The organism is Streptococcus viridans (assembly GCF_900636365.1).
Lineage (GTDB): Bacteria > Bacillota > Bacilli > Lactobacillales > Streptococcaceae > Streptococcus > Streptococcus viridans_A.
This window is the reverse complement of the sequence record NZ_LR134266.1, coordinates 1148173-1174875: the sequence shown is the minus strand read 5'-3', so window position 1 is coordinate 1174875 and position 26703 is coordinate 1148173. Positions and strand designations below refer to the sequence as shown.

Genomic DNA, 26703 nt, shown 5'->3' with positions numbered 1-26703 from the left:
GAGCGATGACAGACCAAAATCCAAAGTATGAATCAAACCAAGAGCATCAAGGTGTGCCTGAGGGGGGTGTTCAGCCACCCATGGTGGGGGAAGAGCAGAATCCCCCAAAAAATAAAGACAAAGAGGCATATGTTTTAGGAGATAGTCTCCTTTCTAACAATGAGATGAAGCCAGAAAAAAGAGTCGGAAGTACGCTAGTACTATCTATTGCACTTGTTTTGGCAACTATATACCTAGGATGGTCTCTACTCGGCGCAATCGTACTTATAGAATGGACAATTATGCAACAGCTCCATTTTCTCTGTATTATCATTGCGACCCTCCTGCTTTGGAACGGAAAAACGATGGGTAATAGAACAACTCTCTATACATCCGCAGTTTTATATTTTGTTTCGATGATTCTAGCGTATGACCCAGCTGGGGGATTATTTTTCCTTATGCCTCTTATAATAGCTATAGTGGTTTTTTTCGGAACTGTAATGTTTGATAATGGAGAGTAATTATAGAAGATAGGGCGTAAAATCCTATCTTTTTTATATAGCGAGAAAAGATGGAGGAAGCGGTTACAAATTGTGGTATAATGAGAGGTAATAAATCAATTTATACTTTACTTTGAAAGTGGAGTGAAATAAATGGTATCAGGGCTCATTTATTTTATAACCTTTCTTTATATTTCGACTGTTTGGATAGCAGGTAGTGAAAATGGATCGGGTACGATTATGTTCTTCGATTAGAAAAGAGCATACCTGGTATCCAATCCTTCCGTTGGTTTCCTTTGGGGTCACTATCCTGCAATTGCTAGATCGGTTTCCTCTTGTCTTACGGTTAATGAAAAGAATGATGGAATAGTGTCTAATTGTTTTAAGAGAAAATATAAATAAAGTAATAAGAAAAGGTAGGAGAATGCTATGGAAAATCAGCAGAATAATTTTGAAGAAAATAAAGATAGGATGAGGATAAGTGGAGATGGTTTTTATTCGGCACCTATCCAGAATTATCCAACAAGAATCAAATTTACTTCCATTCTTCTTTCAGTCGCCTTTTACTTATCCATTATCTATCTTGTATTGTTTATCTCTTACTTTGCACTTTCGGGTAATGCTTGGGGACTTTTCATTTTAATTTTTCTAGGACCAAACCTATTAGGTATTGCTATTGGGGCTATTTTTCTTAGAATAGGGATGGAGAAAGGAAATAAGGCGCTACTCTATACAAGTTTCGTACTTTATATATTGTCCATTATTTTAGCTTATGATCCAGACTGGGGAGTTTTCCGAATTGCACCGATAGTTTTAGCTATTCTTGTTTTAATTGGAACAATCCTAGCGAAAGAAGATAAAGAAGTATTGAGATATTAAGAAGGGGGAACTTTTTTAAATCAGTATTGGCTTGATCAATGATCTTATCGAGTCAAGAATTTCTGTCAAGTTGTATATCTTAAAAATATCAATAGATGCATGGAAGAATTCAGTGAATATCACTTATAAAATCGTTTATTCCAGCTTTTTAAGAAAAGCAAAATATTTTAGAAAAATGTCAGGAGAAAATTATGACAGATCAACAGCTAAATTCTGAAACAAACCAAGAAAAAGACGGAATGCCTGAAGAATTTATTCAGCCACAAATAGCGGATCAAGGCCCAGCAAATCCTGTTCAGCCACCAATGGCGTATCAAGGTCCAGAAAATTCTGCTCAGCCACCAATGGCGTATCAAGGTCCAGAAAATTCTGCTCAGCCACCAATGGCGGAACAAGCCCCAGAAAATTCTGTTCCTAATAGGGGCCTTCTAACTCTTGTATTTTTCGTAAACATGGGCTTACTGATGCTTTTTATAGGTACTGCTGTGTTAATGGGAGGATGGGCGATTGTCTTTTTGATCTTTTTGGGCTATTACCTTACTTGTTATATTGCTGCGACAGTCTTACTTGGTATTGGAACAAAAACGGCTAATAAGACGATGCTATTTGTTTCAGTAGCTCTCTATTTTGCCTCCATGCTTTTTGCTGGTGATCCAGCTTGGTTAGGTATTCAAATTCCATCTATGATTTCGACTGTCCTTGTATTAATAGGGACTTTGCTATTGTAAGTATAAGTGTTGGATAGCTGTTTAACAAAAGAAAGATATAGTTTTAAACTATATCTTTTTCTTTTTATAAAAAAAGGATACTGGTGCAAAAACGTGTTATAATAGTTAGGTTATATGGTCCCGATAAGGTGGTAGGACTGATTGCAAATGCTCTTCCTACCAGTTCTTTGTAACTCTATAACGATTATTTTTTAAGGGGGGACATTTTTTATGTCAGAACGTAAACTTTTCACGTCTGAATCTGTATCTGAGGGGCATCCGGATAAGATTGCAGACCAAATTTCAGATGCTATCTTGGATGCTATTTTAGAGCAAGATCCAGAGGCGCACGTTGCTGCTGAAACAGCTGTTTATACTGGTTCAGTACATGTCTTTGGAGAGATTTCAACGACAGCTTATGTAGATATTAACCGTGTGGTACGTGATACGATTGCAGAGATTGGCTATACCAATACGGAGTATGGTTTTTCAGCGGAGACGGTAGGAGTTCACCCATCATTGGTAGAGCAATCTCCAGATATCGCCCAAGGGGTTAATGAAGCCTTGGAAGTTCGTGGAAATACGGATCAAGATCCACTTGACTTGATTGGTGCTGGTGACCAAGGTCTCATGTTTGGTTTTGCGGTGGATGAGACAGAAGAACTCATGCCATTGCCAATTTCCTTGAGCCACAAGTTGGTTCGTCGCTTGGCAGAGCTTCGTAAGTCTGGTGAGATTAGCTACCTTCGTCCAGATGCTAAATCTCAAGTTACTGTTGAATATGATGAAAATGACAAGCCTGTGCGCGTGGATACGGTCGTTATTTCAACCCAACACGATCCAGAAGTCAGCAATGAACAAATTCACCAAGATGTGATTAACAAGGTTATTAAAGAAGTGATTCCAGCTTCGTATCTTGATGATGAAACGAAGTTCTTTATCAATCCAACTGGTCGTTTCGTTATCGGAGGACCTCAAGGAGACTCAGGTTTGACGGGCCGTAAGATCATCGTGGATACCTATGGTGGTTATTCACGTCATGGTGGTGGTGCTTTCTCTGGTAAGGATGCGACTAAGGTTGACCGTTCAGCTTCTTATGCAGCTCGCTACATTGCTAAAAACATTGTTGCTGCAGGTCTTGCTAAGAAAGCAGAAGTGCAATTGGCTTACGCGATTGGGGTAGCTCAACCTGTATCTGTCCGTATCGATACTTTCGGTACAGGAACAGTAGCTGAAAGTAAACTTGAAAAAGCAGCGCGTCAAATCTTTGACCTTCGCCCTGCAGGAATTATCCAAATGCTTGACCTCAAACGTCCGATTTACCGTCAAACAGCGGCTTATGGACATATGGGACGGACAGACATTGACCTTCCGTGGGAACGTTTAGACAAGGTAGAAGCCTTGAAAGAAGCAGTTAACTAAGTAGATAGAAAGGAGGCTGGGACAAAAGTCCTAGCCTCTCAATTATCTTTGGATTGTCGAGCAAGACGCAGTGGTTGAGTGGGCTCTACTACGCTGATTTCATCAGCTTTTACAGCCCTACTCAACTGTGCGGAGGTGGGACGACGAAATCGAATTCTAACGAATTACCGATTTCTGTCCCACTCTCTTTTTATGAAATTAATCTACAAATGTAAACAAAACTATTGACAAGAAAAAAAGAAGGTGTATAATTAAACTACAAATGTAAATATATTGTCTTTGATAGGAGATAGAAAGGTAAAACAATGGCGAAAATTTCAAGTGCTGAATGGGAAGTCATGCGGGTCCTTTGGACCAAGGGAGAAACGACTTCTACAGAAATAACCAAGATTCTCTCCACCAAGCAGGACTGGTCAGCTTCAACTGTAAAAACCCTCTTGGGACGGTTAGCAGATAAGGGCTATCTAACGAGCCGGAGAGAAGGTCGGACCTATTTGTATCAGGCTGTCCTTAATGAAGAAGAGGCCAATCTAACAGCTGTCCAAGAAGTTTTAAGTAAGATCTGCTTGACCAAGCATCATCATTTATTGAGAAAACTGATCCAGCAAACACCAATGACGAAAGAACAGATCAAGGACTTGCAAGAGATCCTCGCCTCTAAGGAGAGCGTGGGGCAGGTTCAATGTGATTGCCAACCAGGCCAATGTCATTGTGTCAGTCATGTGGAGGAAATTAAATGAAAGAAGAAACCTTTGTCGTCAATGGGATGACTTGTGCATCCTGTGTGATCAATGTGGAGAAAGCTGTCAACCATCTGGACGGTGTTGAAAAAGCGACAGTGAACCTAACCACTGAAAAAATGACAGTGGAATACAATGGGGAACCACTAAGTCCAGAAGCTATTTCAAAAGCGGTAGCGGATGCCGGTTATGAGGCAGTAGTATATAATCCAGATACAGCTAAGAGCCAAGAAGAGAGAGAAGGTGACAAGCTACAATTGATCCGAAAACGGCTCTTTTGGTCTTCCATCTTCACCCTGCCACTCTTTTATCTAGCGATGGGCCCCATGATTGGCCTACCAGCACCTGCATTTGTTTCACCTGATCGAGCACCTGTGGCTTATACTCTTGTTCTTTTGTTCTTGACCATTCCTGTGATGATCTTCGGAAGAGCCTTTTATCGAAATGGCTTCCGGACCCTTCTAAAAGGCCATCCCAATATGGATGCTTTGGTGGCTTTAGCGACTAGTGCAGCCTTTCTTTATAGTCTTTATGGGACTTATCATATCTTGATTGGTCATCATCATCATGTTCATCAGCTTTACTTTGAGTCTGTGGCTGTGATTTTGACCCTGATTACTCTAGGTAAGTATTTTGAAACCCTGTCCAAAGGACGTACTTCTCAAGCCATTAAAAAGCTCATGCATCTGGCGGCTAAAGATGCAACGGTCCTACGTGATGGAAAAGAAGTAAAATTGCCTGTAGAAGGCTTGGTCATTGGAGATCAGATCCTGGTCAAGCCAGGTGAAAAAATAGCCGTTGATGGTCAAGTGGTTTCCGGACAATCAGCCATCGATGAAAGCATGCTGACGGGTGAATCAATCCCAATCCAAAAAACTGAAGGGAGTCCAGTTTACGCTGGTTCCATCAATGGTCAAGGAAGCTTGGTTTATCAGGCTGAAAAAGTTGGTCGGGATACCTTACTTGCACAAATCATTCAGCTGGTGGAAGATGCCCAACAAACCAAAGCACCAATCGCTAAGATTGCTGATCAAGTGGCAGGAGTTTTTGTCCCTGTTGTTATGGGGATTGCTCTCTTATCTGGTCTCTTTTGGTATTTTATCATGGGTGAAACCTTCACCTTTGCCATGACGGTAACGATCAGTGTCTTGGTCATTGCCTGTCCATGTGCCCTAGGCTTGGCGACTCCGACAGCCATTATGGTAGGTACAGGATTAGGAGCAGAGCATGGGATCCTCTACAAGAGAGGGGATGTCCTTGAGTTAGCTCATCAAGCACAAATCCTTGTCTTCGATAAAACGGGGACCATCACCCAAGGAAAGCCTCAGTTGTCTTCTTCTTATACTTATGGACAAGCTGGGAATGCCTTACAAATACTAGCCTCTCTCGAAGCTAAGTCCGAACACCCACTGGGACAAGCTATTCTAGATGCTGCCAAGGAAGCGCATGTAGACATATTAGAGATGGAAAACTTCTCTAGCCTAACAGGAAGAGGCCTTACTGCAAGCTGTGCTGGGCAGGTTTATCTGGCTGGGAATCAAGCGCTCATGGAAGAGGAAGGGGTCGATATTCATCTTGCCAAGGCTGACTTGGAAGTCTTGACCCAGGATGGACAAACCCCAATTTTCTTAGCTGAAGATGGACAACTCATGGCTCTATTTGGCGTAGCAGACCGCATCAAGGAAGATAGTTTAGAAATGGTTGCTAGTCTAGAAAAAATGGGCAAGAAGGTCATCATGCTGACTGGGGATAATGAACGGACTGCTCAAGCCATTGCTAAGAAGGCTGGAATCCAGCAGGTCATCAGTCAAGTCCTTCCTCAAGAAAAATCACGGGTGATCCAAACGTTGCAAGCAGAAGGCAAGTCTGTGATTATGGTTGGAGATGGAATCAACGATGCACCGGCTCTTGCAACTGCTGATATCGGGATTGCCATGGGGTCTGGGACAGATATTGCTATGGAAAGTGCGGATATCGTCGTCATGAAACCTCAATTGATGGATGTTGTCCGGGCTTTGGAAATCAGTCGCTATACGATTAAGACCATCAAGGAAAACTTGTTCTGGGCTTTTATCTACAATGTTTTAGCTATTCCTGTGGCGATGGGCCTTCTCTATCTCTTTGGTGGTCCGCTCTTAAACCCGATGCTAGCAGGTCTAGCTATGAGTTTTAGTTCGGTATCCGTCGTCGTCAATGCTCTAAGATTAAAGAGAAAAAAATTGTAAAAACTAGGAGAAAAATCATCTCCTCATGCAAAAGAAAGGAAAGAATCATGTCAAAAACATATGAAATTACAGGAATGAAATGCCAAGGTTGTGCTAATGCTGTCACTGAAAAACTATCTGCTGTAAAAGGTGTAGAAGAAGTAAAAGTTGATTTAGAGAAAAAACAAGTAACCATTGAAGGGAAACCTTGGAAATGGTCCTTGACCCGAGCTCTAAAAGGCAGTAAATATGAACTAGGAAATGAAGTGAAATAAACTCAGAAAAGGCGGTCCGAAAAGGACTGCTTTTTTTGATTATAAAGAAGTGACAACACTTACAGCCAATTCACAAGCAACATAAATAAAATAGGAAATATTCTAAAAATATAAAAAAATAGTAAAACATATAGTTGAGGTTTCTAAGGATTGGATTGACCGATCAAAAGATAAGAATGAGTGGAAAATGAAGCGTTTTTATGATATAATAGATGCGGTAATTTTTTACCGAATGATTGAAAGAGCTTATACAAATTTACATGAAAAAAATTATAATTAATGGTGGTCGCCCTTTAAAAGGTGAGGTGACCATTAGTGGTGCAAAAAATAGTGTGGTGGCCCTTATTCCTGCAACTATTTTAGCAGACGAAATTGTGACTCTTGATGGTGTTCCAGATATTTCTGATGTGGCTAGCTTGATTGACATTATGATCCTCATGGGAGCAAAAGTGGAGCGAGATGGGGAGACCCTTGTCATCGATCCGCGTGGTGTACAAGATATGCCAATGCCATTTGGAAAGATCAATAGTCTTCGCGCTTCTTACTATTTCTACGGAAGTCTTTTGGGACGTTATGGCCAGGCAACTGTCGGTTTACCAGGGGGATGTGATTTAGGTCCACGTCCCATTGATCTGCATTTGAAAGCCTTTGAGGCGATGGGCGCTAAAATGACCATGGATGGTTCTAGTATGAACCTTTCCACAAATGGGGAACGTCTCCGTGGCACAGCAATCTATATGGATACGGTTAGCGTTGGAGCAACGATTAATACCATTCTAGCTGCTGTTAAAGCGGAAGGTCGTACCGTTATTGAGAATGCTGCTCGCGAACCTGAGATCATTGATGTCGCGACCCTTCTCAATAATATGGGGGCTCACATTCGTGGTGCAGGTACAGATATCATTACCATTGAAGGAGTGGACTATCTCCACGGGACACGTCACCAAGTGATTCCAGATCGCATTGAAGCGGGGACTTATATCGCCCTTGCTGCAGCTGTGGGAGAAGGGATTCAAATCAACAATGTCCTCTATGAACACTTGGAAAGCTTTATCGCTAAGCTGGAAGAAATGGGCGTTCGGATGACCATTTCTGAGGATAGTGTTTTTGTTGAAAAGCAGGAAAATCTGAAAGCTGTCCATATAAAAACCTCTCCTTACCCTGGATTTGCGACTGATTTGCAGCAACCCTTGACTCCCTTGCTCTTGACAGCTAATGGAAAGGGAAGCATTGTCGATACTATTTATCAAAAGCGAGTCAACCATGTGGCTGAACTGATGCGGATGGGAGCCACGATTGAAACAGTTAGTGATCGTATAGTCTATCAAGGACCAAATCAATTAACGGGGGCTCCAGTTAAAGCGACAGACCTGCGTGCAGGTGCGGCCTTGGTGATTGCTGGCCTAATGGCTCAAGGAAAAACAGAGATTACCAATGTTGAGTTTATCCTTCGTGGCTATTCGCATATCATTGAAAAATTGCAACAATTGGGAGCTGACATCAAGCTAATTGGTGAAGCATAACGAACGATTTTTATGAACATTTGGACGCAACTAGCAGCATATTCATGTTTCGAAACAGAGCGCCTCTTCTTGAGGCCCTTTCTATATAGTGATGCTGCTGACTTTTATACTATTTCCTCCAATCCAGATAATTTGCCTTTTATTTTCCCAGCACAAACTTCCCTTGAAGAATGCCAGTATGTCTTGGCGAATTATTTTTTAAAGAATCCTTTAGGAATATGGGCGATTTGTGACAAGGAAACTGGCCGTGTGATTGGATCAATTAAATTTGAAAAATTGGATGAAATTAAGAAAGAAGCAGAGCTTGGTTATTTCTTACACAAGGATTATTGGGGCAAAGGCCTCATGACAGAGGTTGTCAAAGAAATGACCTTCTTGTCCTTCCAGGAATTTCATCTCAAGCAAGTCCGAATTATTACCCATGTTGAAAATATAGCCAGCCAACAGGTGGCTTTGCATGCGGGTTATAGCTTGAAACGTCAATTCAAGGGAAGTGACCGTTATACCCGAAAGATGCGAGATTATTACGAGTTCTGCATAGATAGAGGAGATCTCAATGAGTAAACACCAAGCGATCTTAGATTATTTGGAGAAACTACCAATTGGCAAGCGTGTCAGTGTGAGGAGTATCTCGAACTATTTGCAGGTGAGTGATGGGACCGCCTATCGGGCCATTAAAGAAGCCGAAAATCGTGGAATTGTTGAGACGAGACCTCGTAGTGGGACTGTTCGTGTTAAGTCCAAAAAGGCTGTCCTGGAACATCTGACTTTTCGAGAGATTGTAGAAATAACCGGTTCGGAAGTCTTAGCAGGTAAAGAAGGACTGGAACGCGAGTTCAACAAATTTTATATTGGTGCCATGACTGAAGAGCATATTTTAGACTATGTCTCTGAAGGTGGGCTCCTCATTGTCGGAGACCGGACCAATATCCAGCGTCTGGCCCTCAAACACGACAATGCTGTTCTTGTAACGGGTGGTTTCGACGTCGATCCTTCTATTTTGGAACTAGGTCGCAGTGGCCAAACCCCTATCTTACGTACCAAGCATGATACCTATACTGTGGCGACCATGATCAATCGTGCTCTCGCCAACATGCAAATCAAAACAGATATTTTAACGGTCGAACAAGTCTATTCCCCCATGCATGAATATGGTTTTTTACGGGAAACGGATACCGTACGTGACTATCTAGATCTGGTAAGAAAGAGCCGGTTTAGTCGCTTTCCTGTCGTCAATCAACACCAAATGGTTGTTGGAGTGGTGACTATGCGGGATGCTGGAGATAAGACACCTCAGACAACTCTGGACAAGGTTATGTCACGTAGCGTCTTTACGACAAACCTATCCTCTAGTATTGCCAATGTCAGTCAACGCATGATTGCAGAAGATTTTGAGATGATTCCTGTTATTCGCAGCAATCAGACCCTGTTAGGAGTCATTACCCGTCGTGCGGTCATGGACCGGATGAGCAAGGAACAATTGTCTGGCTTGCCTACTTTTAGTGAACAAATCAGTCAAAAAGTGGTTCTGCAAGCCAATCATTTTGAAATAACGGTTGAACCGAGTATGTTAGAAAAGAGTGGAGTTCTCTCGAATGGCGTGCTCACTGAAGTTCTAACAACGGTCACTCGCCAGCTCATGATGAATTCTGGGAAAAATTTAATTATTGAACAACTGTTGGTCTATTATCTTCAAGCTGTTCAAGTGGACGATACCTTGCGGATTGAAACGCGTATCGTTCGCCAGACAAGACGATCGGCTATTATAGATTTTGATTTGTACTTGAATCTACAGTTAGTTACGAAGGCCACCGTCACTTTGAAAATTAATTAGAATGGAAGTAGGAAATAGATGATTACATTGAAATCACAGCGTGAAATTGAAGCCATGAACCGTGCAGGAGATTTTCTTGCTAGTATCCATATTGGCCTTCGGGATTTGATCAAACCAGGTCTCGATCTTTGGGAAGTGGAAGAGTATGTTCGACGTCGCTGTAAGGAAGCCAATGTCTTGCCCCTTCAGATTGGTGTAGAAGGAAGCTTGATGGACTATCCCTATGCGACTTGTTGTGGGATCAATGATGAAGTGGCTCACGCCTTTCCTCGCCACTATGTCTTAAAAGATGGTGACCTCTTAAAGGTGGATATGGTCTTGTCAGAGCCCTTAGACAAGTCTGTTGTTGATGTCTCAAAATTAGACTTTGACAATGTCGCGCAGGTGAAAAAGTATACAGAAAACTACTCTGGTGGTTTAGCGGATTCTTGTTGGGCTTATGCAGTAGGAAATGTATCCCAAGAAGTTAAAGACCTCATGGATGTGACCAAAGAATGTCTTTACAAGGGGATTGAACAAGCCGTTGTTGGAAATCGTCTAGGAGATATCGGAGCCGCTATTCAAGAATATGCTGAAAGCAAGGGCTATGGCGTGGTTCGAGACTTGGTCGGTCATGGTGTCGGTCCAACTATGCATGAAGAACCAATGGTGCCTCATTACGGTCGTGCAGGACGTGGATTGCGCTTGCGTGAGGGGATGGTACTCACCATTGAACCAATGATTAATACCGGAACATGGGAAATTGATACTGATATGAAGACAGGGTGGGCCCACAAAACCCTTGATGGTGGTCTTTCTTGTCAGTACGAACATCAGTTTGTGATTACGAAAGATGGTCCTGTTATTTTGACCAGTCAAGGCGAAGAAGGAACCTATTAATACAAGTAGAGAGGAAAGAATGGAGCTGAATATAAAAAACGGTTTCGCTCTTTTCTCTTTTAATCTCTTTGTTTAGAGGGAGGGAAGATATGAAAAAGTTTTTCAAATGGCTAAGCCAACGACCATTTATTAAGGGGTTCTTGCGCTTTTATATGGCCTCTGAATCGGATATCACGAGTATAGCTGTAGCCTATTATTTATTGATTTCGATTCTTCCTTTATTGTTGATTGCAGCCAATATCCTCCCTTACTTTCAGATTCGTCCGACTCAGATTTTGCTGACTTTGCGAGAAGTATTACCTGCTTCCATGTACCGGATTGTTTTGCAAGTTATTTCATCGGTGCTTACTAAGCCTTCTACTGGTTTGCTGAGTTTCTCCATCATCTCTGCTTTATGGGTCTCTTCACAGTGTATTGCATACCTGCAAAGGGCCTTCAATAAAAGTTATGGAGTGGAGAAGGAGAGAGGGATTATCTGGGCGAGAATCTTCAGTATTTTGATTAGTTTTGCTCTGCAAGGTCTGTTCGGTCTATCTTTGGTTTTGACTATGTTTGGACGGATGATTATTCGTTCGGTCTATGAGATTTTCAAGTTTGATGAAAGTATCTACCTTCGTCTCCTAAATATTTCTGGACCTTCCGTTTACGTTCTTCTCTTTTTGACCTTGCTCTTGCTCTATTACACGCTACCCAATATCAAAATTCCTAAGTTTCGCTACGTCTTTCCGGGAGCTATCTTTGTAACAGCAGTTCTTTATTTGACCCTAAATATTTTCTGGAAATATGTCGACCACTATATCACGAGTTTCTTAGATGCACGTTTCTTCGGGTCGGTCCTCTTAGCGATTATTATGTTCTGGTTTATCTTAGTATCGAAGGTGTTGATTATTGGTTGCATCTTAAACGCTAGTATTCAATATGCGATTGAAGCACAATTCGAAACAAAAGATGGGGATGTGGTAGCCAAGTACAAGTCATCTCAAGTAGCTTTTCACCAAAAGGAAGCATCACTCAAGCGTCGTTTCCATCTTAAAAATGTGAGAAAAAATCAGGAATGATGTTAAAGAAACAAATCATGAAGAGAGAGTGGGACAGAAATCGGTAATTCGTTAGAATTCGATTTCGTCGTCCCACCTCCGCACAGTTGAGTAGGGCTGTAAAAGCTGATGAAATCAGCGTAGTAGAGCCCACTCAACCACTGCGTCTTGCTCGACAATCCAAAAACAATTAAGAGGCTAGGACTTTTGTCCCAGCCTCTTTTTTTGTCTTCGTTATTTATATTGCATTTGCAACAAAAATATGGTAGAATCATCCATAAAGAAAGGAGGAGCAGATGACGATACTACGAGAGATTGGCGTCATAGCCCGAGCCTTAGATTCGATTGCCAATATCGAATTTCGAGATCTAGAACTGGCTAAAGGCCAATACCTGTATTTGGTACGGATTGGGGAGCACCCAGGGATTATTCAAGAGGAGTTATCCGATTTATTAAAAGTGGATCGCTCAACAGTAGCCCGCTCTGTTAAAAAATTAGCTGATAAAGGATTTATCCGAGAATTAAATGATCATTCCAATCAAAAGATAAAAAAATGGATCCTAACGGAAAAGGGACAGGCGCTTTATCCGTTCATCCTTGCTGAGCATGCTTATTCTGAGGAGACAGCCCTAAAGGGGTTTTCAAAAGCAGAAGCCCTTCAATTAGAGGAATGGCTTTCAAAGATGAGAGAAAACATTGCGGCGGATTGGGAGCTAGTTAAAAAAGGCAAAAAAAGAAATTATAGTGAGGAAAAGAAATGAAATTTACAGTAGATCAAGAGTTTTGGGATTTGTTTCCCCAAGCACAAGTAGTGGTGATGACAGTAGAAGGTATTGACAACCACGTCGACGAAAGCAAGGATCCCTATTTTAAGGATTTACTTGACAAGGGAGTCGCTCGATCAAAATTCTTCATCGATGATGAACAATTCACTGCCAGCCCAGTCGTTCAAGAATGGCGTCAGGCTTTTACCAAATTCAAGACAAAAAAAGGAGCTCGTTCTTCCATTGAAGCCTTATTGAAACGTGTTTCGCAAGGCCGGGAGTTTTATCCTATCAATCCTTTAGTGGATCTGTATAATAGTGTATCTCTTGCCTATGCTATCCCATGTGGTGGTGAGGATATGGAAAAATTAGCCGGAGGCTTATCTTTAGGGAAAGCCAAGGGTGGAGAGCCATTCTTCCCATTAGGAGCTGAGGAAGATGCTCCAGCTTTGCCGGAAGAGATTATCTATTATGACCAAGAAGGGGCTGTTTGCCGTTGTTTAAACTGGCGGGAAGCTCAAAGGACCATGCTGACAGAAGAAACTCGACAGGCTATTCTTGTGATGGAAGCAGTGACTGAGGAGCAAGCAGAACGCGCCCAAGCTGCCATGGACGAATTAAAAGGCCTAGTCAAGGACTATTTTGGGGTAGAAGGAAAGATTACTTATTTTACTGCCCAAACATCTAGTTTAGAAGTTTAAAAAATGAGAGTGGGACAGAAATCGGTAATTGGTTAGAATTCGATTTCGTCGTCCCACCTCCACACAGTTGAGTAGGGCTGTAAAAGCTGATGAAATTAGCGTAGTAGAGCCCACTCAACCACTGCGTCTTACTCGACAATCCAAAGACAATTGAGAGGCTGGGACTTTTGTCCCAGCCTCATTTTTGGTTATCCACGGAAGTTACTTCCTATTTCTGAAAACAAAAAGTTTACTGAAAACATAGTTCAAAATGACAATCATAAATTGGGCAACAAAGGTTTCGATGGTATTGATAGCCGTCCGATTCATGTTGACAAACTGACCAATGATTTGCGGATACTGGGTCACAAAGATTGTGGTCATTAGGAGATCCAGAACCAGAGTACCCATTCTAGCGAAAGAGAAAACAATTAACCGTTTAAACCAGCCTTTTCTTTCTTGTTTAAAGACAATCGTATCATTGGTAGCAAAAGCAAAGAGAATTCCGGCAATATTTCCAATCAAGGTAGCTAGCTGTTCCTGGTCTGTCAGTTGGAAAACAATTAGCCGGGTAGCGACAGAAACAATCGTCGTAGCAACACCAAAGATCAGGTAGGCTAAAATTTCATTATTAAAGATTCGATGGACTAGTTTTTTCATACAATTAGTCTATCATAATTCCCTTATTTATGCTATACTTATAAAGTTGATTTGTCGCATGCAACTCTATTAGATGGGTTTCATTGGCAAAGATCAACCCTTGGTGCTTAGCTTCTTTCACCAAGCATATTAGATGCGGGAAAACCGCTAAAGGAGAAAACGATGAAAAACTATACTGTTCGTGACTTGGCACAGATTGCCCTAGTTGCCGCTCTCTATGTGGCCTTGACCATTACTCCCCCATTGAATGCCATCGGAAGCAATGAGATCCAATTCCGTGTCTCTGAAATGCTCAACTTCATGGCTTTCTACAATCGGAAATATATTTGGTCAGTTACCATTGGGTGTATGATTTCTAACTTCTTGAGTTATGGGATTGTCGACGTGGTCGTTGGTGGTGGATCTACTTTGGTCTTCGTTACACTTGGAGTATATCTCTTTAAACGCTATGAAAAGACAGATCTCTTTAGTGGATGGATTCGCAAGGATCATTTCTTATTCTCAATTTTCTTTGCCCTCTCTATGTTTACGATTGCCTTAGAATTGCACATCTTAAACAAAACACCATTCTTCTTGAATTGGTTGACAACTGGTTTGGGTGAATTTGCTTCCTTGATTGTCGGAGCTATTTTGATCAAAAAGATTGCCCAACGAATTGATTTGACTCAATAATCCACTAGAGAGTGGGACAGAAATCGGAAATTCGTTAGAATTCGATTTCGTCGTCCCACCTCTGCAGAGTTGAGTAGGGCTGTAAAAGCTGATAAAATCAGCGTAGTAGAGCCCACTCAACCACTGCGTCTTTCTCGATAATCCAAAGACAATTGAGAGGCTAGGACTTTTGTCCCAGCCTCTTTTTTGATGCCATGGCTTCCTCCGATTCATTCTGAAAAACGATATTTTTTCGATAGTGAAGTAGTCAGAAAGGCCCCAGTAAAGCGTTTTTATGGTAAAATAGGGATATGGAAACCAGAATGAAAGAGCTAGTGACACTCCTGAATCACTATGCAGAAGAATATTATACAAAAGATGCTCCGTCCGTATCGGATTATGAGTACGACAAACTCTATCGGGAATTGGTCGCGTTAGAGGAAGCCCATCCGGAGTTGGTCCAGCCCAACAGCCCAACCCATCGGGTCGGAGGAACGATTCTTAAAGGGTTTGAAAAATACCAGCATACTTACCCACTTTATAGCTTGCAGGACGCCTTTTCTTATGAAGAATTAGTGGCCTTTGATCAACGGGTTCGCAAAGAATTCCCTGCTGTCACCTATGTATGTGAATTAAAAATTGATGGCCTGTCTATTTCACTTTCTTATGTCGAAGGAGTTCTTGAAACGGGTGCTACACGGGGGGATGGGAGCATTGGAGAAAATATCACTGAGAACCTAAAGCGCGTTCGCGATATTCCTCTAGTCTTGCCAGAACCTCTTACCTTAACAGTACGCGGAGAATGTTATATGCCCCGTGCATCTTTTGATGCTGTTAACTTGTCTCGCCAAGAAAATGGGGAAGCAGAGTTTGCGAACCCTCGGAATGCAGCAGCTGGTACTCTTAGACAGTTGGATACGAAGATTGTTGCAGAGCGAAAACTCGCGACCTTCCTCTATCAAGAAGCGAGTCCAACTGACCAAACGAGTCAAGAGAAGGTCTTAGCTAAATTAGAACGACTCGGTTTTGTTGTCAATCCTCATCACAAGACAGCGACTAGTATCGAGCAAGTCTGGGCCTATATTCAAGAAGTGGCAGCCATGCGCGACCAACTTCCTTATGATATCGATGGGGTCGTGATTAAAGTGAATGATCTAGCTATTCAGGAAGAACTAGGCTTTACCGTCAAGGCTCCCAAATGGGCAGTGGCTTACAAATTCCCAGCTGAGGAGAAAGAAGCAAAACTCTTGTCAGTTGATTGGACAGTTGGTCGGACAGGAGTGGTGACACCAACTGCTAATTTAACTCCCGTTCAGTTAGCAGGGACGACGGTCAGTCGGGCTACCCTTCATAATGTAGATTACATTGCTGAGAAAGATATTCGCAAAGATGATACCGTCATTGTCTATAAAGCAGGGGATATTATTCCAGCTGTCCTACGGGTTGTCATGGATAAGCGCGTATCAGAAGAGAGATTAGAGATACCTAGTCACTGTCCAAGTTGTCAGAGTAAACTCCTTCATTTTGAAGATGAAGTAGCCTTGCGTTGTATCAATCCCCGTTGTCCTGCTCAAATAAAAGAAGGGCTTGCCCATTTTGCCAGCCGGGATGCCATGAATATAACAGGGTTGGGGCCAGCTGTGGTTGAAAAACTGTTTGCCAAAGAACTAGTACAGGATGTGGCAGGCATATACCGGCTGACAGTTGAAGAACTTTTGCAATTAGAAGGTTTTAAAGAAAAATCTGCCCAGAAGTTAATGGATGCTATTCAGGCGTCTAAGGGGAATTCTGCTGAAAAACTATTGTTTGGTCTGGGAATTCGTCATGTTGGAAGTAAGGCTAGCCAGCTCTTGCTCCAGGAGTTTCATTCCATTCCAGCCTTAGCAGAGGCAGAAGTTGAAATAATTGCAGCGATAGACAGTTTAGGAATGGTGGTTGCCGAAAGTCTTAAGCGTTATTTTGCTCAGGAAGGCTCTCAACTTCTTTTAGAAGAGCTTAAGGATGCTGGGGTAAACTTAGATTACCTGGGGCAAAAGGTCGCAGCAGATGCACCATTGTCTGGTAAAACAGTTGTCTTAACAGGTAAACTGGAACGACTAACACGTTCTGAAGCTAAGGCTAAATTAGAAGCCTTAGGGGCAAAAGTCACAGGCTCCGTGTCCAAGAATACAGACCTATTAGTTGCAGGTAGCGATGCGGGAAGTAAATTAAGCAAAGCTCAGGAATTATCGATCGAAATACAGGATGAAGCCTGGCTTGAAAGTTTATAGAGGCATGTATGGAAAATAAGATTAAAAAAGCACGAGTGATTTATAATCCGACTTCTGGTCAGGAAATCATTAAAAAGAACATCGCAGAAGTGTTGGATGTGTTAGAAGATGTGGGCTACGAAACAAGTGCCTATCAGACCACTCCTGAGCCCTTATCAGCTCAATTAGAAGCAGAACGGGCTGCAAAAGCCGGTTTTGATTTGATCATTGCTGCTGGGGGAGATGGGACCATTAATGAGGTAGTCAACGGGGTTGCTAGTCTTGAACACCGTCCAAAAATGGCTTTTATCCCTACGGGAACAACCAATGATTACGCGCGTGCTCTGAAGATTCCAATGGGGGATCCTGTAGCTGCTGCACGGATCATTGAGAAGAATCAAACCATTCAAATGGATATTGGCCGTGCTTATGGCAGTAAATATTTTATCAATATTGCTGCTGCAGGGACCTTATCTGAATTGACCTTTAGTGTGCCGAGTGAAGTGAAGTCGCGTTATGGCTATTTTGCTTATGTGGCCGAAGCGGTGAAGAAGTTCCCCAAAAATAAAACTCGTAAGGTACGAATTGAACACGACAATGGGGTCTATGTTGGACCAGTTTCTCTTGTGTTCGTGGCTTTGACCAATTCGATTGGTGGCTTTGAAAGTGTGGCACCAGATGCTAAACTTGATGATGGAAATTTCACTTTAATTTTAGTGAAAACCGCTAAATTATTTGATATGTTGTCTTTGATTATGCAAGCTGTCAATGGTGGAAAACATGTCAACGATTCAAATATTGAATACCTTAAAACATCTAAATTGAAGATTGAAGTTTTGGACAACAAGGAAGAGTTCAAGATCAATTTAGATGGTGAATATGGTGGCGATACGCCAGTAGAACTGGAAGTCTTCCACAATCACTTAGAATTTTTTGCCAACATCGATGAAATTAATGACGATGCCTTGGTCCATTCAGAATACAAATCAGAAGAATAATGGAGCAACATTGCTGAGAGTGGGCAATGCCAGTTTCTTCTTACTTAGTTAATTAGGAAATAGGAAATACAATACGATGCATCAGTATCAAGTAAAAATCCACTACCATCATCCCGTAGGTGACTATTTTGCCCGTGATATGTGGAAGTGGCATGAAGGAGTATGGGGAGAGGAAGTCTCTTTCTCCAAGCTCGATTATTTTGGAGTTGAGGGGCTCCTAGTTTATAACTGTGAGACACCTCAACACATTGGCCATGTCATCATCAAGGAAGGAAACTGGCTTAGTCAGTCGGATGAATACCATATTGAGCTTTTGCCAAAAGGGAAAGTGCGGGAAGTCTGGTTAATTCATGGGGATGATACTGTTTATTATTCCTTACAGGCTGCCATGACGAGTCATGAATACAGCCGTCGGAAGCCACATGCTTTTGATATGGCGACTCATTACCAGGAATTTGATGCCAAATGGGGGTACCAAGGATGGTTGGGCTATCGCCAGCAGGATGATGATTACCGCTTTAAAATCTGGGCACCTACTGCCAATAAAGTAGACCTCCTCATCTATGATTCTGTCGCTAATGACAGCAAGGTTTGGAAGATTGTCCCAATGGTTCGTGGCCAGCGTGAATCTAGCGACCATGTTCGAAATAATTGTGGTGTCTGGTATGCGGATGTCATGGGGAACCTCAGTGGACTTGCCTATCAGTACAAGGTTTATTTTGATTACCATACGGAGATTGCGCGTGATCCTTATACGATTGCTACCAGTGAAAATGGTAAAAAATCAGCCATTCTATCCCATCATGATTGTATCTTCCCTGCCTTTCAAACAGAAGCTTATGAGAAAGCTGACTGGCGGCTGGATAATCCCTGTCAGGCGGTTATTTATGAAATGCATGTCCGGGATTTGACCATTTCTCCAACTTCCGGTGTGGATGAAGCCTATCGAGGAACCTACAGAGGGGCTCACCAGACTGGGACTAAGAACGCCCAGGGCGATGCTACTGCTTTTGATTACATCAAGGAATTAGGGGTTAATGTGGTGCAACTGCAACCAGTTACCGACCGCTATAAGACTTATGATGACGAGGGTAATGTCCTCTACAACTGGGGCTACGATGTACAGAATCATTCAGCACCTGAGACTTGTTATTCGACCAAACCTCACGATCCTAAGACCACCATGCGCGAATTAAAAGAAATGGTTCATGCCTACCATGAAGCAGGGATCTCAGTGGTTATGGATGTGGTTTATAATCATATCTATTCGACAGAAGATGGTGCCTTTCAAAAAACTGTTCCTGATTATTATTACCGGATGAATCCAGATGGATCTTTCCAAAATGGTACCGGTGTTGGAAATGAGACAGCCAGTGAGCATGAGATGTATCGCAAGTTCATGATTGATTCCTTGACACATTGGGTAACGGAATATAAGATTGACGGTTTTCGCTTTGACTTGATGGGGATTCACGATGTGGATACGATGAATGAAATCCGTGAAGCCATGGATGCGATTGATCCACGGATCCTCCTCTATGGAGAAGGTTGGGATATGGGGACAGGTTTGGCTCCAAAGGATAAGGCCAAGAAGGACAATGCTTATCAAATGGCTGAAGTTGGCTTCTTTAATGATACCTCTCGAGATGCCATCAAGGGCGCTGAGGTCTTTGGCTCTGTCAAACGAGGCTATGTCAGTCGGAAGTCTACAGAAGACATCATTGCGAGGTCAGTTCTGGGAAGTGCAGAGTTGGGAACCTTCCTAACTCCTAGTCAGGTCCTCAACTATGTGGAGGCCCATGATAACTACAACCTCTATGATTTACTTTCTTATGTCCATCCAAATGACTCTCAGGAAAAAATTAAGAAGCAGGTAGAAGTGGCAACAGCCATGAATCTCCTCTTCCAAGGGATGGCCTTTATGCAGGTCGGACAAGAGTTTCTACGAACAAAGTTGGTTGCAACGGGTGAAGATGGGGAAGTGACTCCTCAAGACCGAGAACGGGCCATGAATTCCTATAATGCGCCAGATGCCGTCAACCAAGTCGATTGGGATTTAGTGTCTGTTAATAAGGATACGATTGACTATGTTCGCCAATTGATTCATTTGAAGAAGACCTTGCCTGCCTTGTCGCTTGAATCTTATGAGGAAATCTACCAACATGTCTTTGTGCATACAGCAGATATGGGCAGTGGTGTCGTTGTGTTTGATTTAAACTGGGATAAACACTATTATGTTATCTTTAACACTAGTGGACTTCCATTCTATCTCCAGAACGCAGATCATCTGGAGCTTCTTGTTGGAAATAGTCGAAATAAACGGCCATTCTATGTTGAGAATTTAACAGCTTCCGTCTTTGAATGGAAGAAATAAACAAAAAATAAGATTGGGAAATCCCAATCTTATTTTTTTTCTGATGAAGATGAAGATGAACTGCTTGAGCTAGAATCCTCACTCGATGATGAAGAAGAACTGAACTGTTCAGGATGGAGTTCCTTGTAGCTAGGTGCCTTAAAGAGATCAACCGTTGACTGATTGCCTTTTTGGCTATAGAGACTGGTTGATGCATCTCCTTTTTCTTTTTCTATTTTCTTCAATGCTTTCATCGAGTTATTGTAGGAGTAGTCATCTGGGTTGACTTTTCCAAGATCATTTCCTGTATAGAACCGTAAAAGGTCTCCAGTCTGAATACTATCACTAATCTTGAGTTGTAGATTCGCTGCCTCACGGATCTTATCGAGTTGTTCTTTCGTTGTTTCATCAGGATTGGTGATTTCTTCACCAGTCTTCGTATAATAAGTCCGGCCACTGTAACTTGTATACTCAGGGGTCACAAAGTAGTTAGATGAACGGAAAGCAACGATTTGACTATGATCTGGAGATAATAAGTCTTGTCCGACTTGAAGGAAGTTCTTCGAATCAATTCCTAACAAGTGTTCCAATGTTGGAAGCATATCAATCTCTCCACCATAGGTCTCAATAACTTTCCCCTTGTCCATACCTGGAATCACTACCATATAAGGTACGCGTTGCAACATGGCATTGTCATAACTTGACCAAGTCTCCGAGTTCTTATCCAGTAAAGGAGCTAGAGCTGGATTCCGAGAGTTTGAAATACCATAGTGGTCACCGTACAAAACGATAATGGAGTTCTCATATAAGCCAGAAGCTTTGAGATAATCGAAGAAGGCCTTAATGGATGAATCTAGATAATTAGCTGTTGCGAAATAACCATTAATTGTTTCATCCTGTGTTTCAGCTAGAGGGAATCCAATTTCATCACCAATCAGACTAGTCGTATAAGGATAATGATTGGAAACCGTAATGAATTTGGTATAAAACGGTTGTTGCATGTGTTCCAAGTACTTGATAGAATCCTTTAACATGATCTTGTCGTTGAGACCATATTGGAAGGAGTTGGTATCATCTTGCTTGGTAAAGTAGGAGGCATCAAAGAAGTAATGGTAGCCCCATTGTTTATAGGCTGTATTACGATTCCAGAAGCTCCCGGCATTCCCGTGGAAGACAGCACTGGATTGGTAGCCATTCTTAGAAAGAATGAAAGGCGCTGCTTGCTGAGTATTGGTACCACCGTAGTTCACCATAAAGGAACCTTGGTTCAAACCGAACAAGCCTGTTTCAATCATCGTCTCTGCATCGGATGTTTTTCCAGCTTTTACCTGGTTAAAGACATTGGCAAATGCAAAGGTTTCATTTGAATGATAGAGCGAGTTGATAAAAGGGGTCACTTCGTATTCTTTGTCGTCAACCTTCAATTTATAGTCGATCAAGAATTGTTGGAAGCTTTCCAAGTGAATATAGATAACATTACGACCTTTAGCAAGACCAAAGGTTTCTGGATTTGGTTGAGCATAATGGCTAGCAACATACTCTTCGACCGGCTTCAAATCTACTTCAGAAGCCTTTGAGCGTTCTTTATTGGCCATGTAGGTCTGGTTGGCACTGTAACCTAGGAAGGCTGGCAAGCCAAGCGCACGAACCACATAGTAATTGGAGAATCCACGCGTTAATAATTCCGGACGGTCAATCTCCGCCAAGAAAAGGTTGGCAGAGAAGAGCATAGCAGAGAGAGAGGTGACTGCAAAACTTGCCCGCTTGTTAAAAGGACGGGGATCTAGTTTGACCAATTTCTTTAAAAAGAGGAAAGCTAGAATCGGGAAGTCTAAAACATAGATGATGTCCCAAGGTCGGAACAATTCTAAGGCTGCAGCTCCAAGACCAGCAGAAACCTTACTAGAGGCCAGCATGGTATTGACTGTTACGAAGTCTGTAAACTCACGATAATAAATCGAGTTGGATATCAACCAGATAAATAAAATGACATAGATGCTAAAAGATAGCAAATAAAAGAGTTTGGTTCTCTTAATATAAAAAGCGAGACCGATGAATAAGAGGCTAAGTGGGATCGGGTTGATCACTGCGAGAAAAACCTGATAAAAGCCTTGAATATCTAGATTAAAGTCTACTGTATAGGCCCACATGGTTTTAAACCAATAAAGCAACAGTAGGGTAAAGACAAATCCTAGTCTGGTACTCATAGCATCGAGTATCGTTTTGGTAATTTTTTTCACAAAAATATACTTCCTTGCCTTATTTCCTAAAAATTTTCTTACAACAGTATACCATAATTTAAAACGTTTTGAAAATAAAGCAAGTGTTTAATTCGGGACAAAACTCTAAAGTCTGAGATGATGAAACAATTAGTCAACAAAAGTAGGAGGAATGTCAAATAGGAGTTACAAATCTTCCGTATAAGTCCCATTTTTAGGTAGGAGACTTTGTGAAATTTCCAAAAATTTGATATAATATAAGGCATGAGAAAGCTGACAATTAACCGACAAGTCGAGAAAAAAATCCATAAAGGTTATAAGATTTTAGAGAAGATTGATTTCGGGCAACTCCCCTTTGATAACGAGGTCGTCGAGCTGGTCACAGCTTCGGGGCATTTTCTGGGAACAGCCTACCTTTCCGAGCAAAACAAGGGGCTTGGTTGGGTTATTTCTACGAAAAAAATCACATTGGATCGGGCCTATTTTAGTCATTTATTTACTGAGGCTAAGTCAAAACGTCAGTCTTATTATCAGTCGGAATTGGATACTGCTTTTAGAATTTTTAATCAAGAAGGCGACGGATTTGGTGGTTTAACGATTGATCTCTATGAAGATTATGCCGTCTTTTCCATTTACAATGCCTTTGTCTATCAAATCCGAGAGTTGATAGTTGCAGCTTTTCAAGAGGTTTTTCCCGAAGTCTTGGGAGGATATGAAAAAATCCGCTTTAAGGATCCAGGTTATGAGTCGGCTCATCTATTTGGTCAAGAAGCTCCAGAGACCTTCGGTGTATTGGAAAATGGAGTTCGTTACCAAGTCTTTCTGAATGATGGCTTGATGACAGGGATTTTCTTGGACCAACATGATGTGCGTGCTAGCTTAGTAGATGGCTTAGCTGCAGGTAAATCCTTACTCAATATGTTTTCCTACACAGCGGCTTTTTCGGTAGCAGCTGCCATGGGAGGGGCTGTAGAAACAACTTCTGTTGATCTTGCCAAGCGTAGTCGGGAACTATCCCAAGCTCATTTTGTGGCAAATGGTCTAGAATTGGACCAGCATCGCTTTATTGTCATGGACGTTTTTGATTATTATAAGTATGCCAAGCGTCATGCCTTGACTTATGATGTGATCGTTTTAGATCCGCCGAGTTTTGCTCGCAATAAGAAGCGTACCTTCTCTGTTGCGAAGGATTATCACAAACTGATTGAGCAGTCCCTAGAGATTTTAAATCCAAAAGGGATTTTGATTGCAAGTACCAACGCTGCTAATGTCAGTCGAGATAAATTTAAAAAAGAAATTGAAAAGGGCTTCAAAGGCCAAAAACATCGCTATATCAGTGAGGTAGGACTTCCAGCTGATTTTCGATACAATGAAAAGGAAGAAAGTAGTAATTACTTGAAAGTTTTTACAATTAAGGTGGATCAATGAAATTAGTCGTTTCTGTAATGCCAAGAAATTTTGAAGAAGCACAGGCCATTGATGCCAGTCGTTATCAGGATGCAGATGTCATTGAATGGCGTGCGGATTATTTGGGCAAACATGATATCTTACAAGTAGCGCCTGCCATTTTTGAAAAATTTGCTGGTCGTGAGATTTTATTTACGCTGCGGACACGGGAGCAGGGAGGTGAAATTGACCTTTCTGGTGAAGAGTACGTAGCCCTTATCCATGATATCAATAACATTTATCATCCGGACTATGTCGACTTTGAGTACTTTGGTCATCAGGCCGAATTTAATCAGATGATGGATTATTCCAATCTTTGCTTAAGCTACCATAATTTCCAGGAAACACCTGAAAACATGATGGAGATTATGTCAGAATTAACTAGCTTTACACCAAAATTGGTAAAGGTATCTGTGATGGCTCAAACCGAGCAGGATGTTCTCGATTTGATGAACTATACACGTGGCTTTAAAACGCTAAATCCAGAACAAGAGTTCGTCACCATTTCTATGGGGAAAATCGGCCGAATCTCTCGCATTGCTGCCGATTTAACTGGTTCGGTTTGGTCCTATGCCAGTGTAGGGGAGGAAAGTGCACCAGGTCAAATCAGTTTGTCCAGTATGCACAAGATTCGGGAGATCTTAGATGAAGATTGATGGCTATACGCGAATGGCGGCTGTCATTGCCAAGCCCATTCGTCATAGTATCTCACCCTTTATTCACAATCAAGCTTACCAACTAACCGCGACCAATGCAGTCTACCTTGCTTGGGAAGTGGAAGAAGATGAAGTTGAACCAAGTCTTCAACAGTTACGAGTACTGGATATGTTGGGCGCCAATATTTCCATGCCCTATAAGAAAAAGGTCTTACCATTTTTAGATCAGGTAGATGGAAGCGCACAACTTATTGGTTCGGTCAATACAATTGTTCAGAAAGATGGTCGTTTAACAGGATTCAACACAGACGGACTTGGTTTTCTGAAGAGTCTCCCTAAGAATTTTTCTATTGACAAGAAAAAAATGGTTCTTTTAGGAGCGGGTGGGGCAGCAACTGCCATTGTCGTAGAAGCTATTCGGCAAGGAGTTGGAGAGATACATTTGTTTGTTCGTCCAGAAAGTTTAACCAAGTATCAAGCTATCTTTTCTCCACTATCCGAAGCTCTTGTTGTTTCAATTGTCCTGCATGACTTATCCAGTCGAGATCAGTTGAATGCAACGATAGAGGGGACGAATTTATTGATCAATGCTACAGGACTAGGAATGGACGGGGTTTCTCTTCCTGTTCCTAAGGACTTTAACTTTCCTAAAGGATGTTTAGTAGCCGACCTAGCTTATTTTCCAGCCAAGACACCTTTTCTTCAATTAGCTGAAGAACAAGAGGTGCAAACGGTAAATGGCCTGGGAATGCTGTTTCATCAAGCTGGCCTAGCCTTTGAACTGATGACGGATAAAACATTCCCAGAGAAGGAAGTCTGGCAAGCCTTGAAATTGGAATACCCGGATTATGTATTAGAAAAATGATGGAAGAAAACAGAAAAACTTAATCAAGTATGCTCTGTTTTCTATTTTTATACAATGGTGAAATTGTAATATTTTTCACATGGATTTGAAAGGAGATCCTTATGAAGGTAAATGTTGATCTACCAAAGAATGGTTATGAGATTGTCATTGAGAATGGAGCAATACAAAAGGTTGGAAGCTGGCTTAGTCATTTATGGAAACCTCAAAAAGTAGCAGTCATAACAGACAACCATGTGGGATCCCTTTATGCTAGTCAGGTTGTGAAAAACCTTGAAAGTGAAGGATTTACAGTGGTTAGCTATGAGTTCCTAGAAGGAGAATCCAGTAAAAATCTGACGACTGTTCAGAAAGTCTATGAATTCTTAGCAAAGAATGGCATGACACGTTCTGATGGAATCCTTGCTCTGGGTGGTGGCGTTGTCGGAGATTTAGCTGGTTTTGTGGCATCCACTTACATGCGCGGGATTCATTTTGTCCAAGTTCCAACTAGTTTGACAGCTCAGGTCGACTCCTCAATCGGAGGAAAGACTGGAGTCAATACGCTCTATGCAAAAAATATGGTGGGAACCTTTGCTCAACCTGATGGGGTCTTGATTGACCCTGAGGTGCTGCGGAGCCTGGGCCGGCGTGAGTTGATCGAGGGCATGGGGGAAGTCATCAAGTATGGACTTATTGAGGATCCAGAATTGTGGGAAGAATTGGATGAAATGGATGGCTCTGTCGAGTCTATCTATGAGCATGCAGAATCCCTGATTGCCCATTCCTGTCAAGTCAAGCGCAAGATGGTCGTCGAAGATGAGCTAGACCAGGGCATTCGTCTTTATCTGAATTTTGGTCATACCCTTGGGCATGCCATTGAAGCTACAGCCGGTTACGGCCAGGTCATGCATGGAGAAGCCGTTGCGATAGGGATGGTACAAGTCACAAAAGTGGCAGAAGCCAAGGGATTGGTCCATGCTGGATTAACGCAGGCTATCCGCCAAATGTGCCAAAAATTTGGCTTACCAGTAGAATTCCACACTTGGGATAAACAAGAACTTTATCAGGCCTTGACCTTGGACAAGAAGGCGAGGGGCAATCAGTTGAACCTCGTTTTGGTACCAGAAATTGGGACTTGTCAGATTCATCCAGTCCCATTGGAAGAAATGAGAGACTTCTTAAACTAGAAAACCGACAAAGGAGA

General features: G+C 42.0%; 24 protein-coding genes and 1 riboswitch. Of the genes, 22 read left to right on the top strand and 2 right to left on the bottom strand.

The window, feature by feature from the left end; all coding sequences use genetic code 11:
* Positions 1-5: 5 nt before the first annotated feature.
* From EL081_RS06245 to EL081_RS06170, 14 genes are all read left to right on the top strand, one after another.
* Positions 6-500: a hypothetical protein gene (locus EL081_RS06245; RefSeq protein ID WP_126404425.1), complete on the top strand. Its 495-nt coding sequence runs from the start codon at positions 6-8 to the stop codon at positions 498-500.
* Positions 501-908: 408 nt separating this feature from the next.
* Positions 909-1358 carry a hypothetical protein gene (locus EL081_RS06240; protein ID WP_126404424.1) on the top strand — a complete coding sequence of 150 codons (450 nt, stop codon included), beginning with the start codon at positions 909-911 and terminating at the stop codon, positions 1356-1358.
* A gap of 191 nt (positions 1359-1549) precedes the next feature.
* Entirely contained in the window at positions 1550-2086 is a 537-nt protein-coding gene (locus tag EL081_RS06235; protein WP_126404423.1) for a hypothetical protein, read from the top strand.
* A 210-nt stretch (positions 2087-2296) separates the two neighbouring features.
* The gene (gene metK / locus EL081_RS06230; RefSeq protein WP_126404422.1) at positions 2297-3487 is read left to right on the top strand and encodes a methionine adenosyltransferase; all 1191 of its coding nucleotides are present in this window, start codon (positions 2297-2299) and stop codon (positions 3485-3487) included.
* Positions 3488-3792: 305 nt separating this feature from the next.
* Positions 3793-4227 (top strand): CopY/TcrY family copper transport repressor, encoded by a 435-nt coding sequence (locus EL081_RS06220; protein WP_126404421.1) that lies wholly within the window; start codon positions 3793-3795, stop codon positions 4225-4227.
* On the top strand, positions 4224-6452 hold the full coding sequence (locus EL081_RS06215; protein ID WP_126404420.1) for a heavy metal translocating P-type ATPase: 2229 nt from the start codon (positions 4224-4226) through the stop codon (positions 6450-6452). The genes EL081_RS06220 and EL081_RS06215 overlap by 4 nt, the downstream gene beginning before the upstream one ends.
* Before the next feature lie 47 nt (positions 6453-6499).
* Complete coding sequence (gene copZ, locus EL081_RS06210) at positions 6500-6706, top strand: copper chaperone CopZ (RefSeq protein ID WP_126404419.1); 207 nt, start codon at positions 6500-6502, stop codon at positions 6704-6706.
* 260 nt (positions 6707-6966) lie between these two features.
* Positions 6967-8229, top strand: a complete 1263-nt coding sequence (locus EL081_RS06205; protein ID WP_126404418.1) for a UDP-N-acetylglucosamine 1-carboxyvinyltransferase — start codon at positions 6967-6969, stop codon at positions 8227-8229.
* A 12-nt stretch (positions 8230-8241) separates the two neighbouring features.
* The gene (locus EL081_RS06200) at positions 8242-8793 is read left to right on the top strand and encodes a GNAT family N-acetyltransferase (protein ID WP_126404417.1); all 552 of its coding nucleotides are present in this window, start codon (positions 8242-8244) and stop codon (positions 8791-8793) included.
* Positions 8786-10063 (top strand): CBS-HotDog domain-containing transcription factor SpxR, encoded by a 1278-nt coding sequence (gene spxR, locus EL081_RS06195; protein WP_126404416.1) that lies wholly within the window; start codon positions 8786-8788, stop codon positions 10061-10063. Before EL081_RS06200 ends, spxR begins: the two co-directional genes overlap by 8 nt.
* Before the next feature lie 18 nt (positions 10064-10081).
* Positions 10082-10942, top strand: coding sequence for a methionyl aminopeptidase (locus EL081_RS06190; RefSeq protein ID WP_126404415.1), 861 nt, complete (start codon positions 10082-10084; stop codon positions 10940-10942).
* An 89-nt stretch (positions 10943-11031) separates the two neighbouring features.
* Positions 11032-12000, top strand: coding sequence for a YihY/virulence factor BrkB family protein (locus EL081_RS06185; protein ID WP_126404414.1), 969 nt, complete (start codon positions 11032-11034; stop codon positions 11998-12000).
* A 275-nt stretch (positions 12001-12275) separates the two neighbouring features.
* On the top strand, positions 12276-12740 hold the full coding sequence (locus EL081_RS06175; protein ID WP_126404413.1) for a MarR family winged helix-turn-helix transcriptional regulator: 465 nt from the start codon (positions 12276-12278) through the stop codon (positions 12738-12740).
* Complete coding sequence (locus tag EL081_RS06170) at positions 12737-13444, top strand: B3/B4 domain-containing protein (RefSeq protein ID WP_126404412.1); 708 nt, start codon at positions 12737-12739, stop codon at positions 13442-13444. The genes EL081_RS06175 and EL081_RS06170 overlap by 4 nt, the downstream gene beginning before the upstream one ends.
* A gap of 201 nt (positions 13445-13645) precedes the next feature.
* Here EL081_RS06170 and EL081_RS06160 read toward each other — a convergent pair whose 3' ends face one another.
* Entirely contained in the window at positions 13646-14083 is a 438-nt protein-coding gene (locus EL081_RS06160) for a GtrA family protein (protein WP_126404411.1), read from the bottom strand.
* Between the two features lie 28 nt (positions 14084-14111).
* A riboswitch (PreQ1 riboswitch) is annotated at positions 14112-14248 on the top strand.
* On the opposite strand from EL081_RS06160, the gene EL081_RS06155 reads away from it, so the two are divergent.
* The 4 genes from EL081_RS06155 (at position 14246) to pulA (ending at position 20355) form a co-directional block, all read left to right on the top strand.
* Positions 14246-14755, top strand: a complete 510-nt coding sequence (locus EL081_RS06155) for a QueT transporter family protein (protein ID WP_126404410.1) — start codon at positions 14246-14248, stop codon at positions 14753-14755. Its footprint overlaps the riboswitch before it by 3 nt.
* 290 nt (positions 14756-15045) lie before the next feature.
* Positions 15046-17004 (top strand): NAD-dependent DNA ligase LigA, encoded by a 1959-nt coding sequence (ligA, locus tag EL081_RS06145; RefSeq protein WP_126404408.1) that lies wholly within the window; start codon positions 15046-15048, stop codon positions 17002-17004.
* An 8-nt stretch (positions 17005-17012) separates the two neighbouring features.
* On the top strand, positions 17013-17981 hold the full coding sequence (locus EL081_RS06140; protein ID WP_126404406.1) for a diacylglycerol kinase family lipid kinase: 969 nt from the start codon (positions 17013-17015) through the stop codon (positions 17979-17981).
* 76 nt (positions 17982-18057) lie between these two features.
* The gene (pulA, locus tag EL081_RS06135; RefSeq protein ID WP_126404404.1) at positions 18058-20355 is read left to right on the top strand and encodes a type I pullulanase; all 2298 of its coding nucleotides are present in this window, start codon (positions 18058-18060) and stop codon (positions 20353-20355) included.
* Positions 20356-20384: 29 nt separating this feature from the next.
* Here the strand turns inward: pulA and EL081_RS06130 are convergent, their stop codons facing one another.
* Complete coding sequence (locus tag EL081_RS06130; protein WP_126404402.1) at positions 20385-22574, bottom strand: LTA synthase family protein; 2190 nt, start codon at positions 22572-22574, stop codon at positions 20385-20387.
* A 243-nt stretch (positions 22575-22817) separates the two neighbouring features.
* On the opposite strand from EL081_RS06130, the gene EL081_RS06125 reads away from it, so the two are divergent.
* From EL081_RS06125 to aroB, 4 genes are all read left to right on the top strand, one after another.
* The gene (locus EL081_RS06125) at positions 22818-23981 is read left to right on the top strand and encodes a class I SAM-dependent rRNA methyltransferase (protein ID WP_126404400.1); all 1164 of its coding nucleotides are present in this window, start codon (positions 22818-22820) and stop codon (positions 23979-23981) included.
* Positions 23978-24655 (top strand): type I 3-dehydroquinate dehydratase, encoded by a 678-nt coding sequence (gene aroD / locus EL081_RS06120; protein ID WP_126404398.1) that lies wholly within the window; start codon positions 23978-23980, stop codon positions 24653-24655. Before EL081_RS06125 ends, aroD begins: the two co-directional genes overlap by 4 nt.
* Entirely contained in the window at positions 24645-25520 is an 876-nt protein-coding gene (gene aroE / locus EL081_RS06115; RefSeq protein ID WP_126404396.1) for a shikimate dehydrogenase, read from the top strand. Before aroD ends, aroE begins: the two co-directional genes overlap by 11 nt.
* A 101-nt stretch (positions 25521-25621) precedes the next feature.
* Positions 25622-26686 (top strand): 3-dehydroquinate synthase, encoded by a 1065-nt coding sequence (gene aroB, locus EL081_RS06110; RefSeq protein WP_126404394.1) that lies wholly within the window; start codon positions 25622-25624, stop codon positions 26684-26686.
* The last annotated feature ends 17 nt before the right edge of the window (positions 26687-26703 follow it).

What these genes read in the sequence shown, in the direction of transcription:
- EL081_RS06245 (WP_126404425.1), top strand. Translation starts at nt 6, where the DNA reads ATGACAGACCAAAATCCAAAGTATGAATCAAACCAAGAGCATCAAGGT.
- EL081_RS06220 (WP_126404421.1), top strand. Translation starts at nt 3,793, where the DNA reads ATGGCGAAAATTTCAAGTGCTGAATGGGAAGTCATGCGGGTCCTTTGG.
- ligA (WP_126404408.1), top strand. Translation starts at nt 15,046, where the DNA reads ATGGAAACCAGAATGAAAGAGCTAGTGACACTCCTGAATCACTATGCA.
- EL081_RS06140 (WP_126404406.1), top strand. Translation starts at nt 17,013, where the DNA reads ATGGAAAATAAGATTAAAAAAGCACGAGTGATTTATAATCCGACTTCT.
- aroD (WP_126404398.1), top strand. Translation starts at nt 23,978, where the DNA reads ATGAAATTAGTCGTTTCTGTAATGCCAAGAAATTTTGAAGAAGCACAG.
- EL081_RS06160 (WP_126404411.1), bottom strand. Translation starts at nt 14,083, where the DNA reads ATGAAAAAACTAGTCCATCGAATCTTTAATAATGAAATTTTAGCCTAC.
- EL081_RS06170 (WP_126404412.1), top strand. Translation starts at nt 12,737, where the DNA reads ATGAAATTTACAGTAGATCAAGAGTTTTGGGATTTGTTTCCCCAAGCA.
- aroE (WP_126404396.1), top strand. Translation starts at nt 24,645, where the DNA reads ATGAAGATTGATGGCTATACGCGAATGGCGGCTGTCATTGCCAAGCCC.
- EL081_RS06240 (WP_126404424.1), top strand. Translation starts at nt 909, where the DNA reads ATGGAAAATCAGCAGAATAATTTTGAAGAAAATAAAGATAGGATGAGG.
- metK (WP_126404422.1), top strand. Translation starts at nt 2,297, where the DNA reads ATGTCAGAACGTAAACTTTTCACGTCTGAATCTGTATCTGAGGGGCAT.
- EL081_RS06175 (WP_126404413.1), top strand. Translation starts at nt 12,276, where the DNA reads ATGACGATACTACGAGAGATTGGCGTCATAGCCCGAGCCTTAGATTCG.
- spxR (WP_126404416.1), top strand. Translation starts at nt 8,786, where the DNA reads ATGAGTAAACACCAAGCGATCTTAGATTATTTGGAGAAACTACCAATT.
- EL081_RS06190 (WP_126404415.1), top strand. Translation starts at nt 10,082, where the DNA reads ATGATTACATTGAAATCACAGCGTGAAATTGAAGCCATGAACCGTGCA.
- EL081_RS06205 (WP_126404418.1), top strand. Translation starts at nt 6,967, where the DNA reads ATGAAAAAAATTATAATTAATGGTGGTCGCCCTTTAAAAGGTGAGGTG.
- EL081_RS06155 (WP_126404410.1), top strand. Translation starts at nt 14,246, where the DNA reads ATGAAAAACTATACTGTTCGTGACTTGGCACAGATTGCCCTAGTTGCC.
- EL081_RS06125 (WP_126404400.1), top strand. Translation starts at nt 22,818, where the DNA reads ATGAGAAAGCTGACAATTAACCGACAAGTCGAGAAAAAAATCCATAAA.
- copZ (WP_126404419.1), top strand. Translation starts at nt 6,500, where the DNA reads ATGTCAAAAACATATGAAATTACAGGAATGAAATGCCAAGGTTGTGCT.
- pulA (WP_126404404.1), top strand. Translation starts at nt 18,058, where the DNA reads ATGCATCAGTATCAAGTAAAAATCCACTACCATCATCCCGTAGGTGAC.
- EL081_RS06185 (WP_126404414.1), top strand. Translation starts at nt 11,032, where the DNA reads ATGAAAAAGTTTTTCAAATGGCTAAGCCAACGACCATTTATTAAGGGG.
- aroB (WP_126404394.1), top strand. Translation starts at nt 25,622, where the DNA reads ATGAAGGTAAATGTTGATCTACCAAAGAATGGTTATGAGATTGTCATT.
- EL081_RS06235 (WP_126404423.1), top strand. Translation starts at nt 1,550, where the DNA reads ATGACAGATCAACAGCTAAATTCTGAAACAAACCAAGAAAAAGACGGA.
- EL081_RS06215 (WP_126404420.1), top strand. Translation starts at nt 4,224, where the DNA reads ATGAAAGAAGAAACCTTTGTCGTCAATGGGATGACTTGTGCATCCTGT.
- EL081_RS06200 (WP_126404417.1), top strand. Translation starts at nt 8,242, where the DNA reads ATGAACATTTGGACGCAACTAGCAGCATATTCATGTTTCGAAACAGAG.